Origin of the sequence: Nitrosospira sp. Nsp1, assembly GCF_900100985.1 — a bacterium.
Classification (GTDB): Bacteria; Pseudomonadota; Gammaproteobacteria; order Burkholderiales; family Nitrosomonadaceae; genus Nitrosospira.
This window is the reverse complement of record NZ_FMUF01000012.1, coordinates 1-16654: the sequence shown is the minus strand read 5'-3', so window position 1 is coordinate 16654 and position 16654 is coordinate 1. Positions and strand designations below refer to the sequence as shown.

Here is a 16654-nt window from a genome sequence, read left to right as displayed (position 1 = left end):
CAATAATATTTTGTTATTTTATGACCCGGACAACCAGAAGCTCATCAATACAAATACGCCAACGATCATGGTGAATGCGTAATGGTAGATATAACCGGACTGGAAGCGGCGCATCAGCACTGCGGTTCCGGCTACCACCCGCGCCGTGCCGTTGACGAAAAATCCGTCAATCACTTTTACATCGCCGAATTTCCATAATCCCTTGCCAAGCCCCCGCGCACCGCCCGCAAAGAACCAGGAATAGAATTCGTCAATGAAATATTTACGCTCGAGCAGTATGGAAAACGGCCCGGCAGCGCTTTTTATTTTCCCTGGCAAATCGGTTCTCACCAGGTAAAAATACCATGCCGTCACGATTCCGCCGACAGAAAGCCAGAATGGTATGGTCGTTAGGGCATGGGTCATCATTGCCAATATGCCATGATATTCCAGCGACATTTTTGCCATTGCCTCGTGCTGCGGCATGATTTGTATGGTGCTGCCAAAATAATTCCCGAACAGGATGGGACCGATGAGCCAGCCTGCTCCGATGGAAGGTATGGCAAGGACAATGAGCGGTAGCGTCACGACCCAGGGCGATTCACGCAGATGCTCTTCGGTGTGATGATCCATTCGCGGCTTGCCATGGAACGTCATGAAAAGCAGACGGAAGGTGTAAAACGCGGTGACGAATACCGTTGTTACCCCACAGAAATAGGCGAAGCCGGCACCAGGGATCGTGGTGAAGTGTAATGCTTCGATGATGGAATCCTTGGAGAAAAAGCCGGATAAACCAGGCACGCCTGCGCTTGCCAGCGCAGCGATGAACATGGTCCAGTACGTAACGGGCATATATTTCTTCAGGCCGCCCATTTTCCGCATATCCTGCTCGTGATGCATGGCAATAATTACGGAACCCGCGCCCAAAAATAATACGGCCTTGAAAAAGGCATGGGTCAGCAGGTGGAAAACGCCTGCCGAGTAAGCCGATGCGCCGAGCGCCATGGTCATGTAACCCAATTGTGATAGGGTCGAATACGCCACGACACGCTTGATGTCGGTCTGCACAATTGCCACCATTGCCATGAATAGCGTCGTAATGCCGCCGATCACCAGCATCACTGACAATGCTGTTTCAGTTAACTCAAATAGCGGCGACATGCGCGCCACCATGAAAATTCCTGCCGTCACCATCGTGGCGGCATGAATCAATGCGGAAATAGGTGTTGGACCTTCCATCGAATCCGGCAGCCACACATGTAACGGAAACTGTGCGGATTTACCCATTGCGCCGACGAAGAGCAGAATACAGATGGCAGACAACAATTCCCATGATGCGCCTGGAATGATCTCGATTGTCTGCGTCGCGGCCTGTGGAGCCTGGGCGAATACAGCCGCATAGTCCAGTGTGCCGAAATACATCAGTACCAGAGCAATGCCGAGAAGAAAACCAAAATCCCCGACGCGATTAACCATGAAAGCTTTCAGGTTGGCATAAATTGCCGTTGGACGTGTATGCCAGAACCCGATAAGCAGATAAGAAACGAGTCCTACCGCTTCCCATCCAAAGAAAAGCTGGAGAAAGTTGTTGGACATCACCAGCATCAGCATGGAGAACGTGAAGAGCGAGATGTAGCTGAAAAAACGCTGATAACCGGGATCCTCGTGCATATAGCCAATGGTATAAATATGCACCATCAAGGAAACAAAACTCACCACAACCATCATCGTGGCGGAGAGCTGATCGATCAGGAAGCCGATTTCAAAGCGCGTATCGCCGGACGTCACCCAGGTATAAACGGCTCCGTCATAGATATTCCCCTTCATCACATCCAGAAAGATGGTAACGGACGCGGCGACGCAGACGAGCATCAGGGCAATCGTAATACGATGGCTCCAGGTTGGACCGATCAGGCGACCGAACAACCCGGCGATAAGAGCACCTGCCAGAGGCGCCAGGGGCGCCAATAGATATAATTTTTGCATCTCAGTCATGAAATTCAGTTTTTATTTTTTGAATCACCAAACACCTGAACCGGTTTCCCACTCGCAAAATTACCCTTTAAGTTTGTCCAGGTCGTCCACATTGATGGTGTGCAGACTACGGAACAGCACCACCAGAATCGCCAGGCCAATGGCGGATTCTGCCGCGGCCACCGTAAGGATGAAAAACACGAAAATCTGCCCTGCCGTGTCCTGGAGATAATACGAGAATGCGACAAAGTTCATGTTTACGGCCAGCAGCATCAGTTCGATCGCCATCAACAGGATGATTACATTTTTCCTGTTGAGGAAAATACCGACAATGCTGATGGCAAACAGGATCGCACCGAGAACCAGGTAATGGGATAACGAAACCAAACTGCGCCCCCTTTCAGGACAACGTCAAAACACAACCATGTAAATTAATTTTATTCTTTCTTTTCGGATGGCATCGACACCATACGGATCCGGTCTTCGCGCTTCACCGCTACCTGCTTTGCCACATCCATCGATTTGGTGCCGGTACGCTGCCTCAGCGTCAGTGCGATAGCGGCCACTATCGCCACCAGCAGAATGACAGCCGCCAGTTCGAACGCATAAACGTATTCCGTGTAAATCAAGCGTCCCAACTCTTTGGTATTACTGTAATCCGCAGCGCGCGCCGGCGGCGCCGGCATTTGATCGGCACCGAACTGCTTGCCCATCAATACTGCGGCCATCTCGATTGCCATCACCAATGCGAGGAATGCCCCAAACGGAAACCATTTCCAGAATCCTTCGCGCAGGTAATCAAGATTGATATCCAGCATCATCACGACAAACAGGAACAGCACCATGACTGCACCGACATACACCAATACCAGCGTGATGGCGAGAAACTCCGCCTCCAGCAACAACCACAACCCCGCGGAAGTAAAAAAAGCCAGCACCAATAGCAATGCGGAATGTACAGGGTTGCGTGCGGTGATGACGCCGAGGGCGGATGCCACCAGTACCACCGAAAAAAAATAAAAAATTATATCCGGAAAACTCATATGGGCATTTCTGTCAATTCGAAGCTATAGAGCGAACTCACGCAGGTTAACGAGACAAAGCCCCCTCTTTTCATTTTTTCCAACGAGGGGGTGTGAAATGAAACGGACAATCCGCATCTCCAAAATATGACTTGAAAAATGGCCCCGTGAATGTCACCACAAGATTTACCGGTAGCTCGCATCCGCTGCCCTATCCTTCGCTATCTGCTCCTCATACCGGTCCCCAACCGCCAGGAGCATCTGCTTGGTATAAATCAGATCTCCGCGTTTCTCTCCGTGGTACTCCAGGATACGGGTCTCGACAATGGAATCCACGGGACAGGATTCCTCGCAAAAACCGCAAAATATGCATTTTGTCAGGTCTATGTCATACCGCGTGGTTCGGCGCGTGCCGTCATCGCGCTGCTCGGATTCTATCGTAATCGCCAGTGCCGGACACACCGCCTCACACAGCTTGCAGGCGATACAACGTTCTTCCCCGTTTGGATATCGTCTGAGCGCATGCAAACCCCTGAACCTGGGAGACTGGGGTGTTTTCTCCTCCGGGAAGTGCACGGTGATTTTACGCGCGAACATATATCTCCCGGTTAGCATCATCCCCTTGAGCAGTTCGAACAACAGGAAGGTACGGAAAAAATCCTTGATACGATTCATGGCTTTCTCCTCTCTCAGTGGAACCACAAATTAAGGGGAAACACGTTCCGGATCGACGGCGGGAATTGCATCACCAAACCTATCACCAGTATCCAGACAAGCGTAATCGGAATGAACACTTTCCAGCCCAGGCGCATAATCTGATCATAGCGGTAGCGAGGAAACGTGGCGCGGAACCAGAGAAAACAAAACAATAAAGATCCTATTTTCAATAGGAGCCATATGAAACCGGGAATCAGCGTAAATGGCGCAATATTGACCGGCGGCAGCCAGCCACCCAAAAATATGATAGCGGCGAGGGTAGCCACCAGAATCATATTGGAGTATTCCGCCAGAAAAAATACCGTGAAAGCCATGCCGGAATACTCGACATGGAACCCGGCTACAATTTCAGACTCACCCTCGGCCACATCGAAAGGTGCGCGATTGGTTTCCGCGACACCGGAAATAAAATACACCAGAAACATGGGAAACAAGGGAATGAAGTACCAATTAAGTAAACTGCCACCCTGCTGACCCATGACGATGTCCCCGAGATTCAGGCTCTGCGACATCATCAGTACACAGACCAATGCAAAACCCATGGCCAGCTCATACGATACTACCTGCGCCGCGGAGCGCATCGCGCCGAGGAACGCATATTTGGAGTTGGACGCCCAACCCGCAATGATAACCCCATAAACGCCCATGGAAGTCATGGCCAAAATGTAAAGCAACCCTGCATTGATGTCCGCCAACACCACCTCCGGAGAAAATGGCACTACCGCCCAGGCTGCCAATGCGGGTGCGAATGTCAACACCGGCGCGAGCACAAACAGAACCTTGTTTGCACCGCTGGGAATGATGATTTCTTTCATCACTGCCTTAACCGCGTCAGCAATGGGCTGTGCCCAACCGCCCAGCCAGGGAATGCCAAAGAATGTCACCCGGTTGGGGCCGACACGCATCTGCATGAAGGCGATAATCTTGCGCTCAGCAAAAGTAAGGTAAGCGACGGCGAGCAGCAATGGCAGCACGATGGCGAAAATCAACAGCACGTCCTTCGCCACGACGTACAAGGCTGGGCCCCACTCCGGACCGAAAAAATTCCCGAATAATTGTTGTGCGTATTCCATCAAATTACCCTGACTTCTTCCATCACAATTTTTCCACCGCGATTTCGCCGAACATGCCGCCTAACGCTGCAGTCAGAGGATGAGCGGAAGCCAGGCGCACGCAATTGGCAGGCAATTTATCGTCCCGGGCTGCGGGCAGCTCGAGCTCGCCTTCTCCCTGTCTCAGCCTGACATTGTCTCCGTCTTGTATGCCAAGCCTGCCCATGAGATCACCCGGCATCCATGCCACCGGTGCGGCTGCGTCGCGCGTGCGCTGCAGCGACTCGGCACGCCGCACGATGGGATCGGCCTGGTATATCGGTACCTCTCCGATACGCTGTATTCCGCTGCCGGTCGATTCGCCTGACGACCCAATGTCATCCAGGGAAAAACTCTTCAGATGATTATCCAAACGAGCGCTGACGTCGCTTGAGCCAGACAGGATCTCCGCACGCACTTGCTCGGGCGTTTCATAATCAAAACCATCGACCTCCAGCATATTGCCCAACACCCGCAAGATCTTCCAGGCTGGACGCGTTTCCCCGAGCGGCGCCACCACGCCATTAAAGCTTTGCACCCGGCCCTCGATATTGATGAACGTACCCGACGTTTCGGTGAACGGCGCGCCGGGAAGCAATACATCGGCATACTTTCCCTGAAGGATGGCATGGCTTTTGTATGCGGTTATCATCACAACCAGCTCCGCCGCTTCCAGCGTTTTCACGGCTTGCCGAGGGTCGTAGCTATCCAGCTCCGGTTCCAGGTTCATCAGGATGTAAGCCCGGCACGGTTCGGCCTTGATGGCTGCAGGGCCGCCAACGCTCATCCCCAGCATTTGCGAAGCATTCAGGCTTCCCATTCCCGATTGAGCGTCAGCTGACCCTGCCGGCGCATCATTGGCCGGAATTGCGCCGGCAATATAAGCACCGACACTGTTGGCGGCCTCGCCTAATACACCGAATCGCGCGTCGGTAATTTGCGCGAGATGCTGTGCCAGCGTATGAATATCCGTATATTGCGGATGATGTTGAGCCAGGTTGCCGAGGAATATTGCCGCGGGCTTGTTATTGATGAGGCTTGTAGCCATCGCACGCGCGGTATCGCTGACGCTGATTGCCGCCAGCGCATTTTCTACCTTGGCAGGAATTTTCTCTCCGGTCGACTCGGCTGCGGCTTTGAGGACCTGCGCCAGCATCGCTGCCATTGCAGCGGGCGCGACGATAGCGCGATTCGCTATGCTGGTAAATAGATCATCGTCCACCGGATTGATCAGGTTCAATTGCGCACCCTGCTTTACCGACTGGCGCAAACGCTGCGCGAGCAACGGGTGATCCTTGCGCAGGGTGCTGCCAATGATAAGCGCTGACTTCAGTTGGGAAACTTCCGCGATGCTCATCCCGAGCCAGGGAATCCCCTGCGAACGATCCGCACGAAAGTCGGATTGGCGCAGACGGTGATCCACATTCCCGCTGCCCAGTCCTCTAGCCAGCTTCTGAAGCAGGTAGAGTTCCTCCAGCGTGCTGTGAGGAGAACCCAGCGCACCGATACTCTGCGCTCCATATTTTTCTTTTGCGGCTTTCAACTCATTGGCCGCGAATTCAAGCGCGGTCTGCCAGTCGCATTCCTGCCAATGGTCGCCGCGCCTTATCATCGGCTTGCGTAGACGCTCTTCCGAGTTTAATCCCTCATAGGAGAAACGATCTTTATCCGATAGCCAACACTCGTTGATTGCCTCATTTTCGCGCGGCAATACCCGCATCACACGGTTCTGTTTCACCTGGACCACCAGGTTGGAGCCGAGGCCGCAGTGCGGACTCACGGATTTCCTGCGAGATAACTCCCAGGTGCGTGCGGAATAGCGGAATGGCTTACTGACCAGCGCCCCTACCGGGCAAAGATCGATCATGTTGCCCGACAACTCCGAGTCCACCGTGCTTCCCACAAACGACAGGATCTCGGCATGCTCACCGCGGCCCGCCATGCCCAACTCCATGATGCCTGCAATTTCCTGGCCGAAGCGTACGCAACGGGTGCAATGGATACAGCGGGTCATATCGGTGGAAATCAGCGGACCCAGATTTTTATTCGCCACTACCCGCTTGGCCTCCGTGTAGCGTGACGAACTCGCGCCATAGCCCACCGCCAGGTCTTGCAATTGGCATTCACCGCCCTGGTCGCAAATGGGGCAATCCAGCGGATGATTGATGAGCAGGAACTCCATCACGCCTTTTTGCGCTGTCACCGCCTGTCCGGAGTGGGTTGAAACCTTCATGCCTTCCATCGCAGGGGTCGCGCAAGCGGGCAAGGGCTTGGGCGCTTTCTCCACTTGCACCAGGCACATGCGGCAATTGGCGGCAATGGAAAGCTTCTTGTGATAGCAGAAATGAGGAATGTATATACCCAGCTGATTGGCGCCGTCCATGACGGTGCCATTCTTGGGCACGGATACCGGTTTACCGTCGATTTCGAAATTGATCATGGGATAGATACTCCGCTCGGCTTAACGAGTAGATGCAGAAAGATGAGCTCATCGCCTTCATCCATGCCATTCCCCAACCGGGCTATACCAGACATTTCTTGTGCTCGATATGGTAGGCAAACTCGTCGCGAAAATGCTGAATCATGGCTCGCACCGGCATGGCGGCGGCATCACCCAATGCGCAAATGGTGCGTCCCTGGATATTATCGGCAACATTATTGAGCAGATCGAGATCCTCCATCCGCCCCTTGCCGGTTTCGATACGATGCACGACACGATAGAGCCAGCCAGTGCCTTCCCGGCAAGGCGTGCATTGGCCGCAGGATTCTTCAAAATAGAAGTATGACAGCCGCTCCAGCGCCTTCACCATGCAGGTCGTGTCATCCATGATGATGACCGCACCCGAGCCCAGCATGGATCCTGCCTTGGCAATGGAGTCATAATCCATGTCCGTCTGCATCATGATATCGCCCGGCAACACCGGCATGGATGAGCCACCGGGAATACAACCCTTCAGCTTCCGCCCGCCCCGCATGCCGCCCGCCATCTCCAGCAATGTTGCGAATGGCGTACCCATGGGCACCTCGTAATTGCCCGGCTTGTTGACATGGCCGGAAACGGAGAAAATCTTGGTGCCGCCGTTGTTGGGCTTACCCAGCTGTAAAAACTTTTCGCCCCCGTTGCGAATGATCCAGGGCACCGAGGCAAATGTCTCGGTGTTGTTGATGGTGGTAGGCTTGCCATAGAGGCCGAAGCTTGCGGGAAATGGCGGCTTGAAGCGCGGCTGGCCTTTCTTGCCCTCCAAAGACTCCAGCAGCGCCGTTTCCTCGCCGCAGATATAGGCGCCGTAACCATGATGGTTGTATAACTGGAAACTGAAATCGGAACCGAGAATATTATTCCCCAGCAATCCCGCCTCTCGCGCTTCATCCACCGCCTCTTCCATGCGCTCGTAGGTGTCCCATATTTCGCCATGGATATAGTTGTAACCGGTCTTGATGCCCATCGCATAGGCACCGATCATCATGCCTTCGATCAGGATGTGCGGGTTGTGACGCATGATGTCGCGATCCTTGAAGGTGCCCGGTTCACCTTCATCCGAATTGCACACCAGGTACTTGTCGCCCTCGTACTGCTTGGGCATGAAGCTCCATTTCAGTCCGGTCGGAAAACCCGCACCGCCGCGGCCGCGCAGGGCCGATTTCTTGACTTCCTCGATGACTTTTTCAGGCGGTATCTTTTCGTTCAGAATTTTTCTCAGCGCGGCATAACCCTCGCGCTGCTCATAGCTCCGGAGCCGCCAGTTGTCAGGATCGGATGGATGCACCCCGGCCAGCAGTATCTGCGTAGTCTGGGTCATTTGCTCAACTCCTCCAGCAATTGATCGATCATATCGTCGGACATGAAACTGCACATGCGTTTGTTATTGACCAGCAGCACGGGCGCATCCCCGCACGCCCCCATACATTCGCCTTCTTTCAGCGTGAATTTTCCGTCGACACTCGTTTCATTGAAACCAATGCCCAGTTTTTTCTGGATATGCGCTACCGCTTCATTGGCACCGGACAGAGCGCAAGGAAGATTCGTGCAAATAGTGATCTTGCATTTTCCCAGCGGCTGCAAATTGTACATGTTGTAAAACGTCGCCACTTCATATACCGCAATCGGTGGCATTCCAAGATAACGGGCGACGAAGTCCATTGTTTCGGTAGCAAGCCACCCTTTCTCATCCTGGGCGATGGCAAGCGCCGACATCACCGCCGATTGTTTTTGATCGGAGGGATACTTGGTAAGCTCGTGGTCGATTTTTTTTATGGACTCGGCGCTTAACATCTTGATAACTGTTTAACTGTCTGTGATGTCATCTGTCTATTTCGCCAAATACAATGTCCTGCGTCCCGATGATGGCTACAACGTCGGCGATCATATGCTCGCGCGCCATTTCATCCAGCGCTGCCAGATGGGCAAAGCCCGGTGCGCGGATTTTCAGGCGATAAGGCATATTGGCGCCATCCGAAACCAGATAAATACCGAATTCGCCTTTAGGATGTTCGATCGCCGCGTAGGTTTCGCCCGGCGGCACGTGGAAGCCCTCGGTAAAAAGCTTGAAATGATGGATCAATTCTTCCATATTCTGTTTCATTTCAACGCGGGCGGGCGGCGCAACCTTATGGTTATCGGTTATTACCGGGCCCGGGTTCTTGCGCAGCCAATCGACACATTGCTTGATGATGCGGTTGGACTGGCGGAATTCCTCGATTCGGACCAGGTAGCGATCATAGCAATCGCCGTTGACCCCTACCGGTATGTCAAAATCCATGCGGTCATAAACTTCATACGGCTGTTTTTTCCGCAAATCCCATTCCACACCGGAACCCCGCAGCATCGGACCGGTAAAGCCCAACGCTTTGGCACGCTCCGGCGAGACTACACCAATTCCAACGAGTCGCTGTTTCCAGATCCGGTTGTCGGTAAGCAAAGTTTCATACTCATCCACATAGGTAGGAAACCGGTTGGTAAAGTCTTCGATAAAATCCAGCAACGAACCGCTACGATTTTCATTGAGCACCCTGGTGCTTTTTTCGTCATGGATTTTCGATGCCTTGTACTGCGCCATGGATTCCGGAAGATCTCGATAGACGCCACCGGGACGGTAATAAGCCGCGTGCAGTCTGGCTCCCGAAACCGCTTCGTAACAATCCATCAGGTCTTCCCGGTCGCGGAAAGCATAGAGAAACACCGTCATCGCACCCACGTCCAGCGCATGAGCGCCCAGCCATAAAAGATGGTTGAGTATTCGGGTAATTTCATCGAACATCACGCGAATATATTGCGCACGCGCGGGCACCTCGAGCTGAAGCAGTTTCTCGATAGCCATCACGTAGGCGTGTTCATTGCACATCATGGAGACGTAATCCAGCCGATCCATATACGGCACCGATTGAATATAAGTCTTATATTCAGCCAGCTTTTCGGTCGCGCGATGAAGAAGCCCGATGTGCGGATCCGCCCGTTGAACGACTTCGCCGTCCAGCTCCAGCACCAGGCGCAGCACGCCATGCGCCGCAGGATGCTGGGGGCCGAAGTTCATGGTGTAGTTACGTATCTCAGCCATGCTTCACTCGCTCTCTCCGTAATGCTCTTCGCGGATGACTCGCGGTACTATCTGGCGCGGCTCTATACTGACGGGCTGATAGATCACGCGTTGCTGGTCGGGGTCGTAGCGCATCTCGACATTTCCGCTCAGGGGAAAATCCTTGCGAAACGGACTGCCGATAAAACCGTAGTCGGTGAGAATACGCCGCAAATCCGGATGACCCGTGAAAACGATGCCGTACAGATCGAATGCCTCACGCTCAAACCAGTTTACCGATGGCCATATATTTATTACCGAATCCAATACCGGAAATTCATCGTCATCGGCGAATATCCTGATTCTCAATCTGTGGTTATGCCTGATGGAAAGCAAATGATAGATGGCAGCAAACCGTTTATCCATCCGGTCGCTTGTGGAGCCAAATTCCGCACCATAGGTTGAATAGTCCATGCCACACAGATCAATGAGCATTTCAAAATCCAGCTCGGGATGATCGCGCAGCGTTTCCATCGTCCACAACAAGTCCGCCTGACGCACCGAAATGGTGAGCTCGCCTAATCGCTCGCTGGCGCTGACAAGTTTATCGGCCAACACATCCTTGAGGCGAAGAGAGAGCGTTTCCAAACGAGAGGACGACATATATGACTCAGCGCGCGATGGTATTGGTGCGGTGTATCTTATTCTGCAGCTGAATAATGCCGTAGAGCAGAGCTTCCGCTGTCGGTGGGCAACCGGGAACATAGATATCGACCGGCACAATCCGGTCGCAACCGCGAACGACGGAGTAGGAGTAATGATAATAACCACCGCCGTTGGCGCAGGAACCCATGGAGATTACCCAGCGGGGCTCCGCCATCTGGTCGTACACCTTACGCAGTGCAGGCGCCATTTTATTGCACAACGTACCCGCAACGATCATTACGTCCGATTGACGGGGACTTGGGCGGAATACGATACCGAACCGGTCGAGATCGTAACGTGAGGCCCCGGCCTGCATCATTTCCACCGCACAGCACGCAAGACCGAAGGTCATCGGCCACATCGATCCGGTACGCCCCCAATTGATAACCGAATCCAGGCTTGTGGTAACAAAACCCTTTTCCATCGCACCGTTGTTAGCGCTCATCATCTAATCCCACTCCAACGCACCTTTGTTCCATTCGTAAATAAAGCCAACAACAAGAATGCCGAGAAAAACCATCATTGCGATAAAACCGAATAGACCAATCTCATTCAATACCACCGCCCATGGAAACAGGAATGCGATCTCCAGATCGAACAGGATGAACAGGATGGCCACGAGATAATAACGCACGTCGAATTTCATGCGCGCATCTTCAAAAGCTTCGAAGCCGCATTCATAGGGAGACAGTTTCTCGCTGTCCGGACGATTGGGCGCAAACAACCAGCCAAGCGTCATCGCCAGAATGCCGACAACAAGGCCAATCAGGATAAATAGCAGAATGGGAAAGTAATTTTCAAGCATATGTAATCAAAAGTTAGGACCGGAACAGGTAGCCTTCATATGCCTGGCCTGATTCTCAGCCTTATTACATCAGATGGTGCCGACGGCGAGACTCGAACTCGCACAGCTTTCGCCACCGCCCCCTCAAGACGGCGTGTCTACCAATTTCACCACGTCGGCAGCCTGCTTGAGCCCTAATCTAAAGCCTAACCTGATTAGAACCCAATTTCAGCCAATTGTTCAATTAGCTCATCATTAAAATTATTCCGGGATTTCGATCGCCTTGGAAGGCACTCCTTCATCCACGGGCTTTACCGGAGCCTCCTCGACCGGCTTGACTGATCGAGCCGGGATCGCTTTATCCATGACCCCACCCGCTTCGGTCTTATGGCTGGAAAGATAGGTAAGCCCGAGGCTGGTAATAAAAAAAACCGCTGCCAACACGCCGGTTGTCCTGCTGAGGAAATTTGCTGAACCGCTGGCGCCAAACAAACTTCCTGATGAGCCGCTGCCAAACGCAGCACCCATATCGGCACCCTTACCGTGTTGCAGCAGAACCAGCACGATTACGCTGACAGCCGACAAGAGGTGCAGTATCCAGATGATTGTTTCCAAAACCTACTCCAAAATGAGTTAATTTTTTGCCGCGTCGCAGATGGCGATGAATTCGTCGGCAACAAGCGATGCGCCGCCGATCAACCCACCATCGATGTCGGGCATGGCGAATAGCTCAGCGGCATTATTCGCCTTTGCGCTACCGCCATAAAGAATCTGTAGACCAGTGGCCACTTCGGAATTATTGGCGGCAATTCTACCGCGAATAAACGCATGTACTTCCTGGGCCTGCTCCGGCGTAGCCGTTTTACCTGTACCGATGGCCCATACCGGCTCATAAGCCAGTACCGACTTGGCAAGCGCATCAATACCCACCAATTCGATTATTGCATCCAGTTGCTCCGCCACAACTTGCTCGGTAATGGCAGCTTCACGCTGATCAAGGGTTTCGCCAACGCATAAAACGGGTGTCAAGCCAACCGACTGAGCCGCCCGAAACTTGAGTGCCACGGTATGGCTATCCTCACCATACAAGGCTCGCCGTTCCGAGTGACCCACGATTACGTAGCGGCAGCCGAAATCCATCAGCATAGCCGCTGAAACTTCACCCGTGTAAGCGCCCTTGTCATATTGGCTCACGTTCTGGGCGCCCCAGCGAACATGCGTCGCCTGCAATATCGATTGTGCCTGCGACAGATAAGGATAAGGCACACACACGGCCAAACTGGTCCCGTTCATCCCTTCGGTTCCAGCGATCACCGCATTCAGCAAATCCCGGTTCTGCACCGTCCCGCCATGCATTTTCCAGTTACCCACAACCAACTTTGAACGCATAGCCATAGGAACCCGCCTTTGAACTGGAAAGCTGCGAATGTTACCCGTGAATGCATACGGGGTCAATCACGAGGCGAACAATATCACAGGGTACAAAAGCAAGAAATTTGCGAAAACGGCACGGATGAGGCGGAAAGAATAAAATGAGGGCGCACCATGGCGGCTGTTCATAGGTGCGCGAGGCCGCAGTTATCGGTCATACGGCAAAAGCGACTGATAGACCCATTCCCGATCTATCCGAAACGTCCCGTAATGTAATCTTCCGTCTGCTTGTTTTTTGGTTTGATGAAAATCGTGTCAGTAACGTCGAACTCGATAAGCTCGCCCAAATACATATAAGCGGTGTAGTCCGATACGCGTGCCGCCTGCTGCATATTGTGCGTCACGATAAGGATCGTAACCTTATCCTTCAGATCGGCAATGAGCTCTTCTATGTTGGCTGTGGCAATTGGGTCAAGTGCAGAAGTGGGCTCGTCGAATAGCAGGATTTCGGGATCGGTTGCAAGTGCGCGGGCAATGCACAAACGTTGCTGCTGGCCGCCCGAAAGGTTGTAGGCAAGCTGATTCAAACGATCTTTTACTTCACCCCAAAGCGCGGCGCCGCGCAACGCTTCTTCAACTTTCTCGTCCAGTATGGCACGCTGCCGGACACCTCGCACGCGCAAGCCATACGCAACGTTCTCGTAGATGGATTTGGGAAACGGATTGGGTTTCTGAAATACCATGCTGATGCGCATCCGTACTTCAATCGGATCCACGCTACGCGAAAGAATATTGACGTTGTCCGGATGCAGAATAATATCGCCCACATAACGATTGCCGGGGTAGAGATCGTGCATACGGTTGAAACAGCGCAGAAAGGTGGATTTACCGCATCCCGATGGGCCGATCAATGCGGTTACCTGCTTTTCATGCAACACCATGTTAATGTTTTTAAGCGCGGAGAAGGCGCCATAATAAAAACTCAGGTTTCTGACTTCAGATTTGTACCGAACAGGCGCGGCATCCAATCCGAGATGCTCGACCGCTGAATTTTCTACCATTTCAGGTTCTTGCGCATACGATAGCGCAGATAGATGGCTATCGCATTCATGGCAAGGGTCATCACCACCAGTACCAGCCCCGCGGCTGCCGCATTGGCCTGAAACTCTTCCTCAGGCCGGGAGACCCAATTGAACATCTGGATGGGCATCACCGTGAACGGGGCCATCAGCCAATCGAAAGATAGAAAAGGGAATTCATCTTTAATGGGAGATGGCGGCAAAAACGCGATAAATGTCAACGCCCCAATGGTGATGATCGGCGCGGTTTCCCCAATTGCACGAGCCAGACCGATAATAACGCCAGTTAAAATACCGGCAGCGGAATAAGGAAGCAGATGATCAGACACCGTCTGCCATTTGGTCGCCCCGAGAGCATAAGCACCCTCCCGGATGACCAGTGGAATGGCGCGTATGGCCTCCCGCGTCGCCACGATGACTACCGGCAAGATCAGCAACGCCAACGCGAGGCCAGCTGAAAGAATGCTTTGGCCAAACCCGAATTGATGTACAAACAGACCTAATGCCAGCAGCCCGTAAATAATGGACGGAACGCCGGCGAGGTTGGTAACGTTGATTTCAATGATCTCGGTAATAATATTTTTGGACGCATACTCTTCCAGATAAATTCCAGCGCCGATACCCATCGGCACGGCCGCCATCGCGGTCACCAGCATGACCAGAATGGTGCCAACCCAGGCGGAAAGTATACCCGCCGACCCGGGGCGGCGGGATGGGAAGGAAGTAAAAAAATCCCAGGACAAACGCGGCATCCCCTCAATAAGCATATGAGCGAATAACGCCATGAATGTAAGTACCGCAATCATCAGTGCCAACACACCGACAATCATGAAAATCAAATCCCACAGCTTATGGCGTGCAATGATCGTGCGGATTTCGCTCAGATCTTTATCGTCTCTCATCCAGGGATTCCAGGAAAGAACGAAGCATGCTCATCAGAAAGCCCCGAGACTGAACAGCCGGAAAGGTAGGGAAGAGTCATTTTGTCAAGTAGCAATAGGATCAGCAATCGCGCTGATTTTAATACACTTCGCGATAACGCTTACGCAGAACATGCCCGATGATATTGAACGTCAATGTCAATAGCAATAATGTAAGACCAGCGGCAAAAATAGTTTGATAGCCAATGCTGCCGTGAGGCAGGTCACCCAGGCTTACCTGTACGATGTAGGCGGTAATGGTAGCTGCGGGTTCCATTGGATTCCAAGTCAGATTGGGTTGCATGCCGGCGGCTATCGCCACCACCATCGTTTCACCCACAGCACGGGAGATACCAAGTATATAAGCAGCGGCTATGCCCGAAAACGCGGCAGGCATCACCACCCTTATCGCCGTCTGGAACTTCGTGGCTCCCATCGCGTAGGAGCCTTCCCGCAAATGCATGGGCACGGAACGCATGGCATCTTCAGCCATGGAGCTTACATAGGGGATAATCATGATGCCCATCACCAATCCGGCGGAAAGAAGACTGAAACCAGGCAAATCCGGAAAAATCTTCTGTAGCAGGGGCGTTACGAATAGTAATGCGAAATAACCATACACGACAGTTGGAACACCGCCCAGCAACTCGAGAAATGGCTTGGCAACTTCACGTACGGCAAAAGGTGCGAATTCGGAAAGATATATGGCAGTGATAGTGCCCAGGGGGATGGCAACCAGGAGCGCCACGCCGGAACTTACCACAGTACCGGATATGAGCGGGAGGATGCCGTAATGTGCATCGTCAAACAGTGGCGTCCATTGGGTATCGGTCAGAAATTTCCAAAGCGGGACGTGTTCGAAAAATACAAATGATTCCTTTACCAGCATCACCACAATGGCAACGGTAATCGCGACCGAAACAAATGCCATCAGAAACAGTAGCACTTCAATAAAGCGCTCGCCCAGATGACGGCGATAGCTATACCCGAGTCTTTTGGGGTGGGTGATTTCGTCGGGAGGGTGTGCTGTCGCAGGCAACTGCATTTTAAAAGGGGCGATCCTTGGGCAGGGCTACATATTACGATGGGTATATTACAGTTTCGTGACACATCGGAACAGTGCCAAAAGGCGTCGGCAATCCTTTCCACCATTTCAACCTCAATCCGGTAGTCGATTGACCGCTTATTTTTCAGCTGTTTGTCAGCTCATTTGTCACCGAGCGTTATCACCATCCAGCCCGGAAATCCTATCGGGCTTTCATCGAATCCTGTCCGGGAAAGCGGCACTATTGCTCGATACAAGTAAAACCGCTGCTCCCTCGCGTGAACGCGGGAAACAGCGGTTCGGGTGAATGGATGAGGTGTGCCAGATGCTGTAGCTATAGCCGGAGCCGGTGTGATCCGACTCACTCCTCCTCATCCTCCTCGTCGTCATCCTTCTTTTCGGGTTTGAGGACCAGTTTGCCCTGTTTCTTGCTCTCGTTCAAGTCGGTCTCGGG

At 52.8% G+C, this 16654-nt stretch carries 17 protein-coding genes and 1 tRNA gene; all 18 read right to left on the bottom strand.

Features of this window, described 5'->3' with window-relative positions; translation table 11 throughout:
- Positions 1-18: 18 nt before the first annotated feature.
- The 18 genes from nuoL to pstC all read right to left on the bottom strand — a co-directional run bounded on the left by nuoL (position 19) and on the right by pstC (position 16200).
- Complete coding sequence (nuoL, locus tag BLP78_RS09045) at positions 19-1974, bottom strand: NADH-quinone oxidoreductase subunit L (RefSeq protein ID WP_090458570.1); 1956 nt, start codon at positions 1972-1974, stop codon at positions 19-21.
- 60 nt (positions 1975-2034) lie between these two features.
- Complete coding sequence (nuoK, locus tag BLP78_RS09040; protein ID WP_025042016.1) at positions 2035-2340, bottom strand: NADH-quinone oxidoreductase subunit NuoK; 306 nt, start codon at positions 2338-2340, stop codon at positions 2035-2037.
- 50 nt (positions 2341-2390) lie between these two features.
- A complete protein-coding gene (locus BLP78_RS09035; protein WP_025042017.1) occupies positions 2391-2996 on the bottom strand; it encodes an NADH-quinone oxidoreductase subunit J in 606 nt (201 codons plus the stop codon).
- A gap of 165 nt (positions 2997-3161) precedes the next feature.
- Positions 3162-3650, bottom strand: coding sequence for an NADH-quinone oxidoreductase subunit NuoI (gene nuoI / locus BLP78_RS09030; protein ID WP_090458568.1), 489 nt, complete (start codon positions 3648-3650; stop codon positions 3162-3164).
- 14 nt (positions 3651-3664) lie between these two features.
- The gene (nuoH, locus tag BLP78_RS09025) at positions 3665-4765 is read right to left on the bottom strand and encodes an NADH-quinone oxidoreductase subunit NuoH (protein WP_090458567.1); all 1101 of its coding nucleotides are present in this window, start codon (positions 4763-4765) and stop codon (positions 3665-3667) included.
- Between the two features lie 22 nt (positions 4766-4787).
- Positions 4788-7223, bottom strand: coding sequence for an NADH-quinone oxidoreductase subunit NuoG (nuoG, locus tag BLP78_RS09020; RefSeq protein WP_090458565.1), 2436 nt, complete (start codon positions 7221-7223; stop codon positions 4788-4790).
- Between the two features lie 82 nt (positions 7224-7305).
- Positions 7306-8583, bottom strand: coding sequence for an NADH-quinone oxidoreductase subunit NuoF (gene nuoF, locus BLP78_RS09015; protein WP_090458564.1), 1278 nt, complete (start codon positions 8581-8583; stop codon positions 7306-7308).
- Complete coding sequence (nuoE, locus tag BLP78_RS09010) at positions 8580-9056, bottom strand: NADH-quinone oxidoreductase subunit NuoE (RefSeq protein ID WP_090458562.1); 477 nt, start codon at positions 9054-9056, stop codon at positions 8580-8582. The genes nuoF and nuoE overlap by 4 nt, the downstream gene beginning before the upstream one ends.
- 28 nt (positions 9057-9084) lie before the next feature.
- On the bottom strand, positions 9085-10338 hold the full coding sequence (locus BLP78_RS09005) for an NADH-quinone oxidoreductase subunit D (protein WP_090458559.1): 1254 nt from the start codon (positions 10336-10338) through the stop codon (positions 9085-9087).
- 3 nt (positions 10339-10341) lie between these two features.
- A complete protein-coding gene (locus BLP78_RS09000) occupies positions 10342-10959 on the bottom strand; it encodes an NADH-quinone oxidoreductase subunit C (RefSeq protein ID WP_090458557.1) in 618 nt (205 codons plus the stop codon).
- A 7-nt stretch (positions 10960-10966) separates the two neighbouring features.
- On the bottom strand, positions 10967-11449 hold the full coding sequence (locus tag BLP78_RS08995) for a NuoB/complex I 20 kDa subunit family protein (RefSeq protein ID WP_348529549.1): 483 nt from the start codon (positions 11447-11449) through the stop codon (positions 10967-10969).
- Positions 11450-11806 (bottom strand): NADH-quinone oxidoreductase subunit A, encoded by a 357-nt coding sequence (locus BLP78_RS08990; RefSeq protein ID WP_025042027.1) that lies wholly within the window; start codon positions 11804-11806, stop codon positions 11450-11452. It abuts the gene before it with no gap.
- A gap of 74 nt (positions 11807-11880) precedes the next feature.
- Positions 11881-11965 (bottom strand) — tRNA-Leu (locus BLP78_RS08985).
- Positions 11966-12046: 81 nt separating this feature from the next.
- Positions 12047-12400, bottom strand: a complete 354-nt coding sequence (secG, locus tag BLP78_RS08980; RefSeq protein WP_090458555.1) for a preprotein translocase subunit SecG — start codon at positions 12398-12400, stop codon at positions 12047-12049.
- An 18-nt stretch (positions 12401-12418) separates the two neighbouring features.
- Positions 12419-13174, bottom strand: coding sequence for a triose-phosphate isomerase (gene tpiA / locus BLP78_RS08975; protein ID WP_090458667.1), 756 nt, complete (start codon positions 13172-13174; stop codon positions 12419-12421).
- Between the two features lie 233 nt (positions 13175-13407).
- Positions 13408-14217, bottom strand: coding sequence for a phosphate ABC transporter ATP-binding protein PstB (pstB, locus tag BLP78_RS08970; protein WP_025042030.1), 810 nt, complete (start codon positions 14215-14217; stop codon positions 13408-13410).
- Positions 14211-15137 carry a phosphate ABC transporter permease PstA gene (pstA, locus tag BLP78_RS08965; protein ID WP_090458554.1) on the bottom strand — a complete coding sequence of 309 codons (927 nt, stop codon included), beginning with the start codon at positions 15135-15137 and terminating at the stop codon, positions 14211-14213. Before pstA ends, pstB begins: the two co-directional genes overlap by 7 nt.
- Positions 15138-15255: 118 nt before the next feature.
- Positions 15256-16200: a phosphate ABC transporter permease subunit PstC gene (gene pstC / locus BLP78_RS08960; protein ID WP_090458552.1), complete on the bottom strand. Its 945-nt coding sequence runs from the start codon at positions 16198-16200 to the stop codon at positions 15256-15258.
- Positions 16201-16654: the final 454 nt, after the last annotated feature.

Coding starts and splice junctions, on each gene's coding strand:
- pstC (WP_090458552.1), bottom strand. CDS start 16,200: ATGCAGTTGCCTGCGACAGCACACCCTCCCGACGAAATCACCCACCCC.
- nuoG (WP_090458565.1), bottom strand. CDS start 7,223: ATGATCAATTTCGAAATCGACGGTAAACCGGTATCCGTGCCCAAGAAT.
- tpiA (WP_090458667.1), bottom strand. CDS start 13,174: ATGCGTTCAAAGTTGGTTGTGGGTAACTGGAAAATGCATGGCGGGACG.
- nuoF (WP_090458564.1), bottom strand. CDS start 8,583: ATGACCCAGACTACGCAGATACTGCTGGCCGGGGTGCATCCATCCGAT.
- BLP78_RS09005 (WP_090458559.1), bottom strand. CDS start 10,338: ATGGCTGAGATACGTAACTACACCATGAACTTCGGCCCCCAGCATCCT.
- BLP78_RS08995 (WP_348529549.1), bottom strand. CDS start 11,449: ATGATGAGCGCTAACAACGGTGCGATGGAAAAGGGTTTTGTTACCACA.
- BLP78_RS09000 (WP_090458557.1), bottom strand. CDS start 10,959: ATGTCGTCCTCTCGTTTGGAAACGCTCTCTCTTCGCCTCAAGGATGTG.
- nuoI (WP_090458568.1), bottom strand. CDS start 3,650: ATGAATCGTATCAAGGATTTTTTCCGTACCTTCCTGTTGTTCGAACTG.
- BLP78_RS09035 (WP_025042017.1), bottom strand. CDS start 2,996: ATGAGTTTTCCGGATATAATTTTTTATTTTTTTTCGGTGGTACTGGTG.
- nuoH (WP_090458567.1), bottom strand. CDS start 4,765: ATGGAATACGCACAACAATTATTCGGGAATTTTTTCGGTCCGGAGTGG.
- pstB (WP_025042030.1), bottom strand. CDS start 14,217: ATGGTAGAAAATTCAGCGGTCGAGCATCTCGGATTGGATGCCGCGCCT.
- nuoE (WP_090458562.1), bottom strand. CDS start 9,056: ATGTTAAGCGCCGAGTCCATAAAAAAAATCGACCACGAGCTTACCAAG.
- BLP78_RS08990 (WP_025042027.1), bottom strand. CDS start 11,806: ATGCTTGAAAATTACTTTCCCATTCTGCTATTTATCCTGATTGGCCTT.
- nuoL (WP_090458570.1), bottom strand. CDS start 1,974: ATGACTGAGATGCAAAAATTATATCTATTGGCGCCCCTGGCGCCTCTG.
- pstA (WP_090458554.1), bottom strand. CDS start 15,137: ATGAGAGACGATAAAGATCTGAGCGAAATCCGCACGATCATTGCACGC.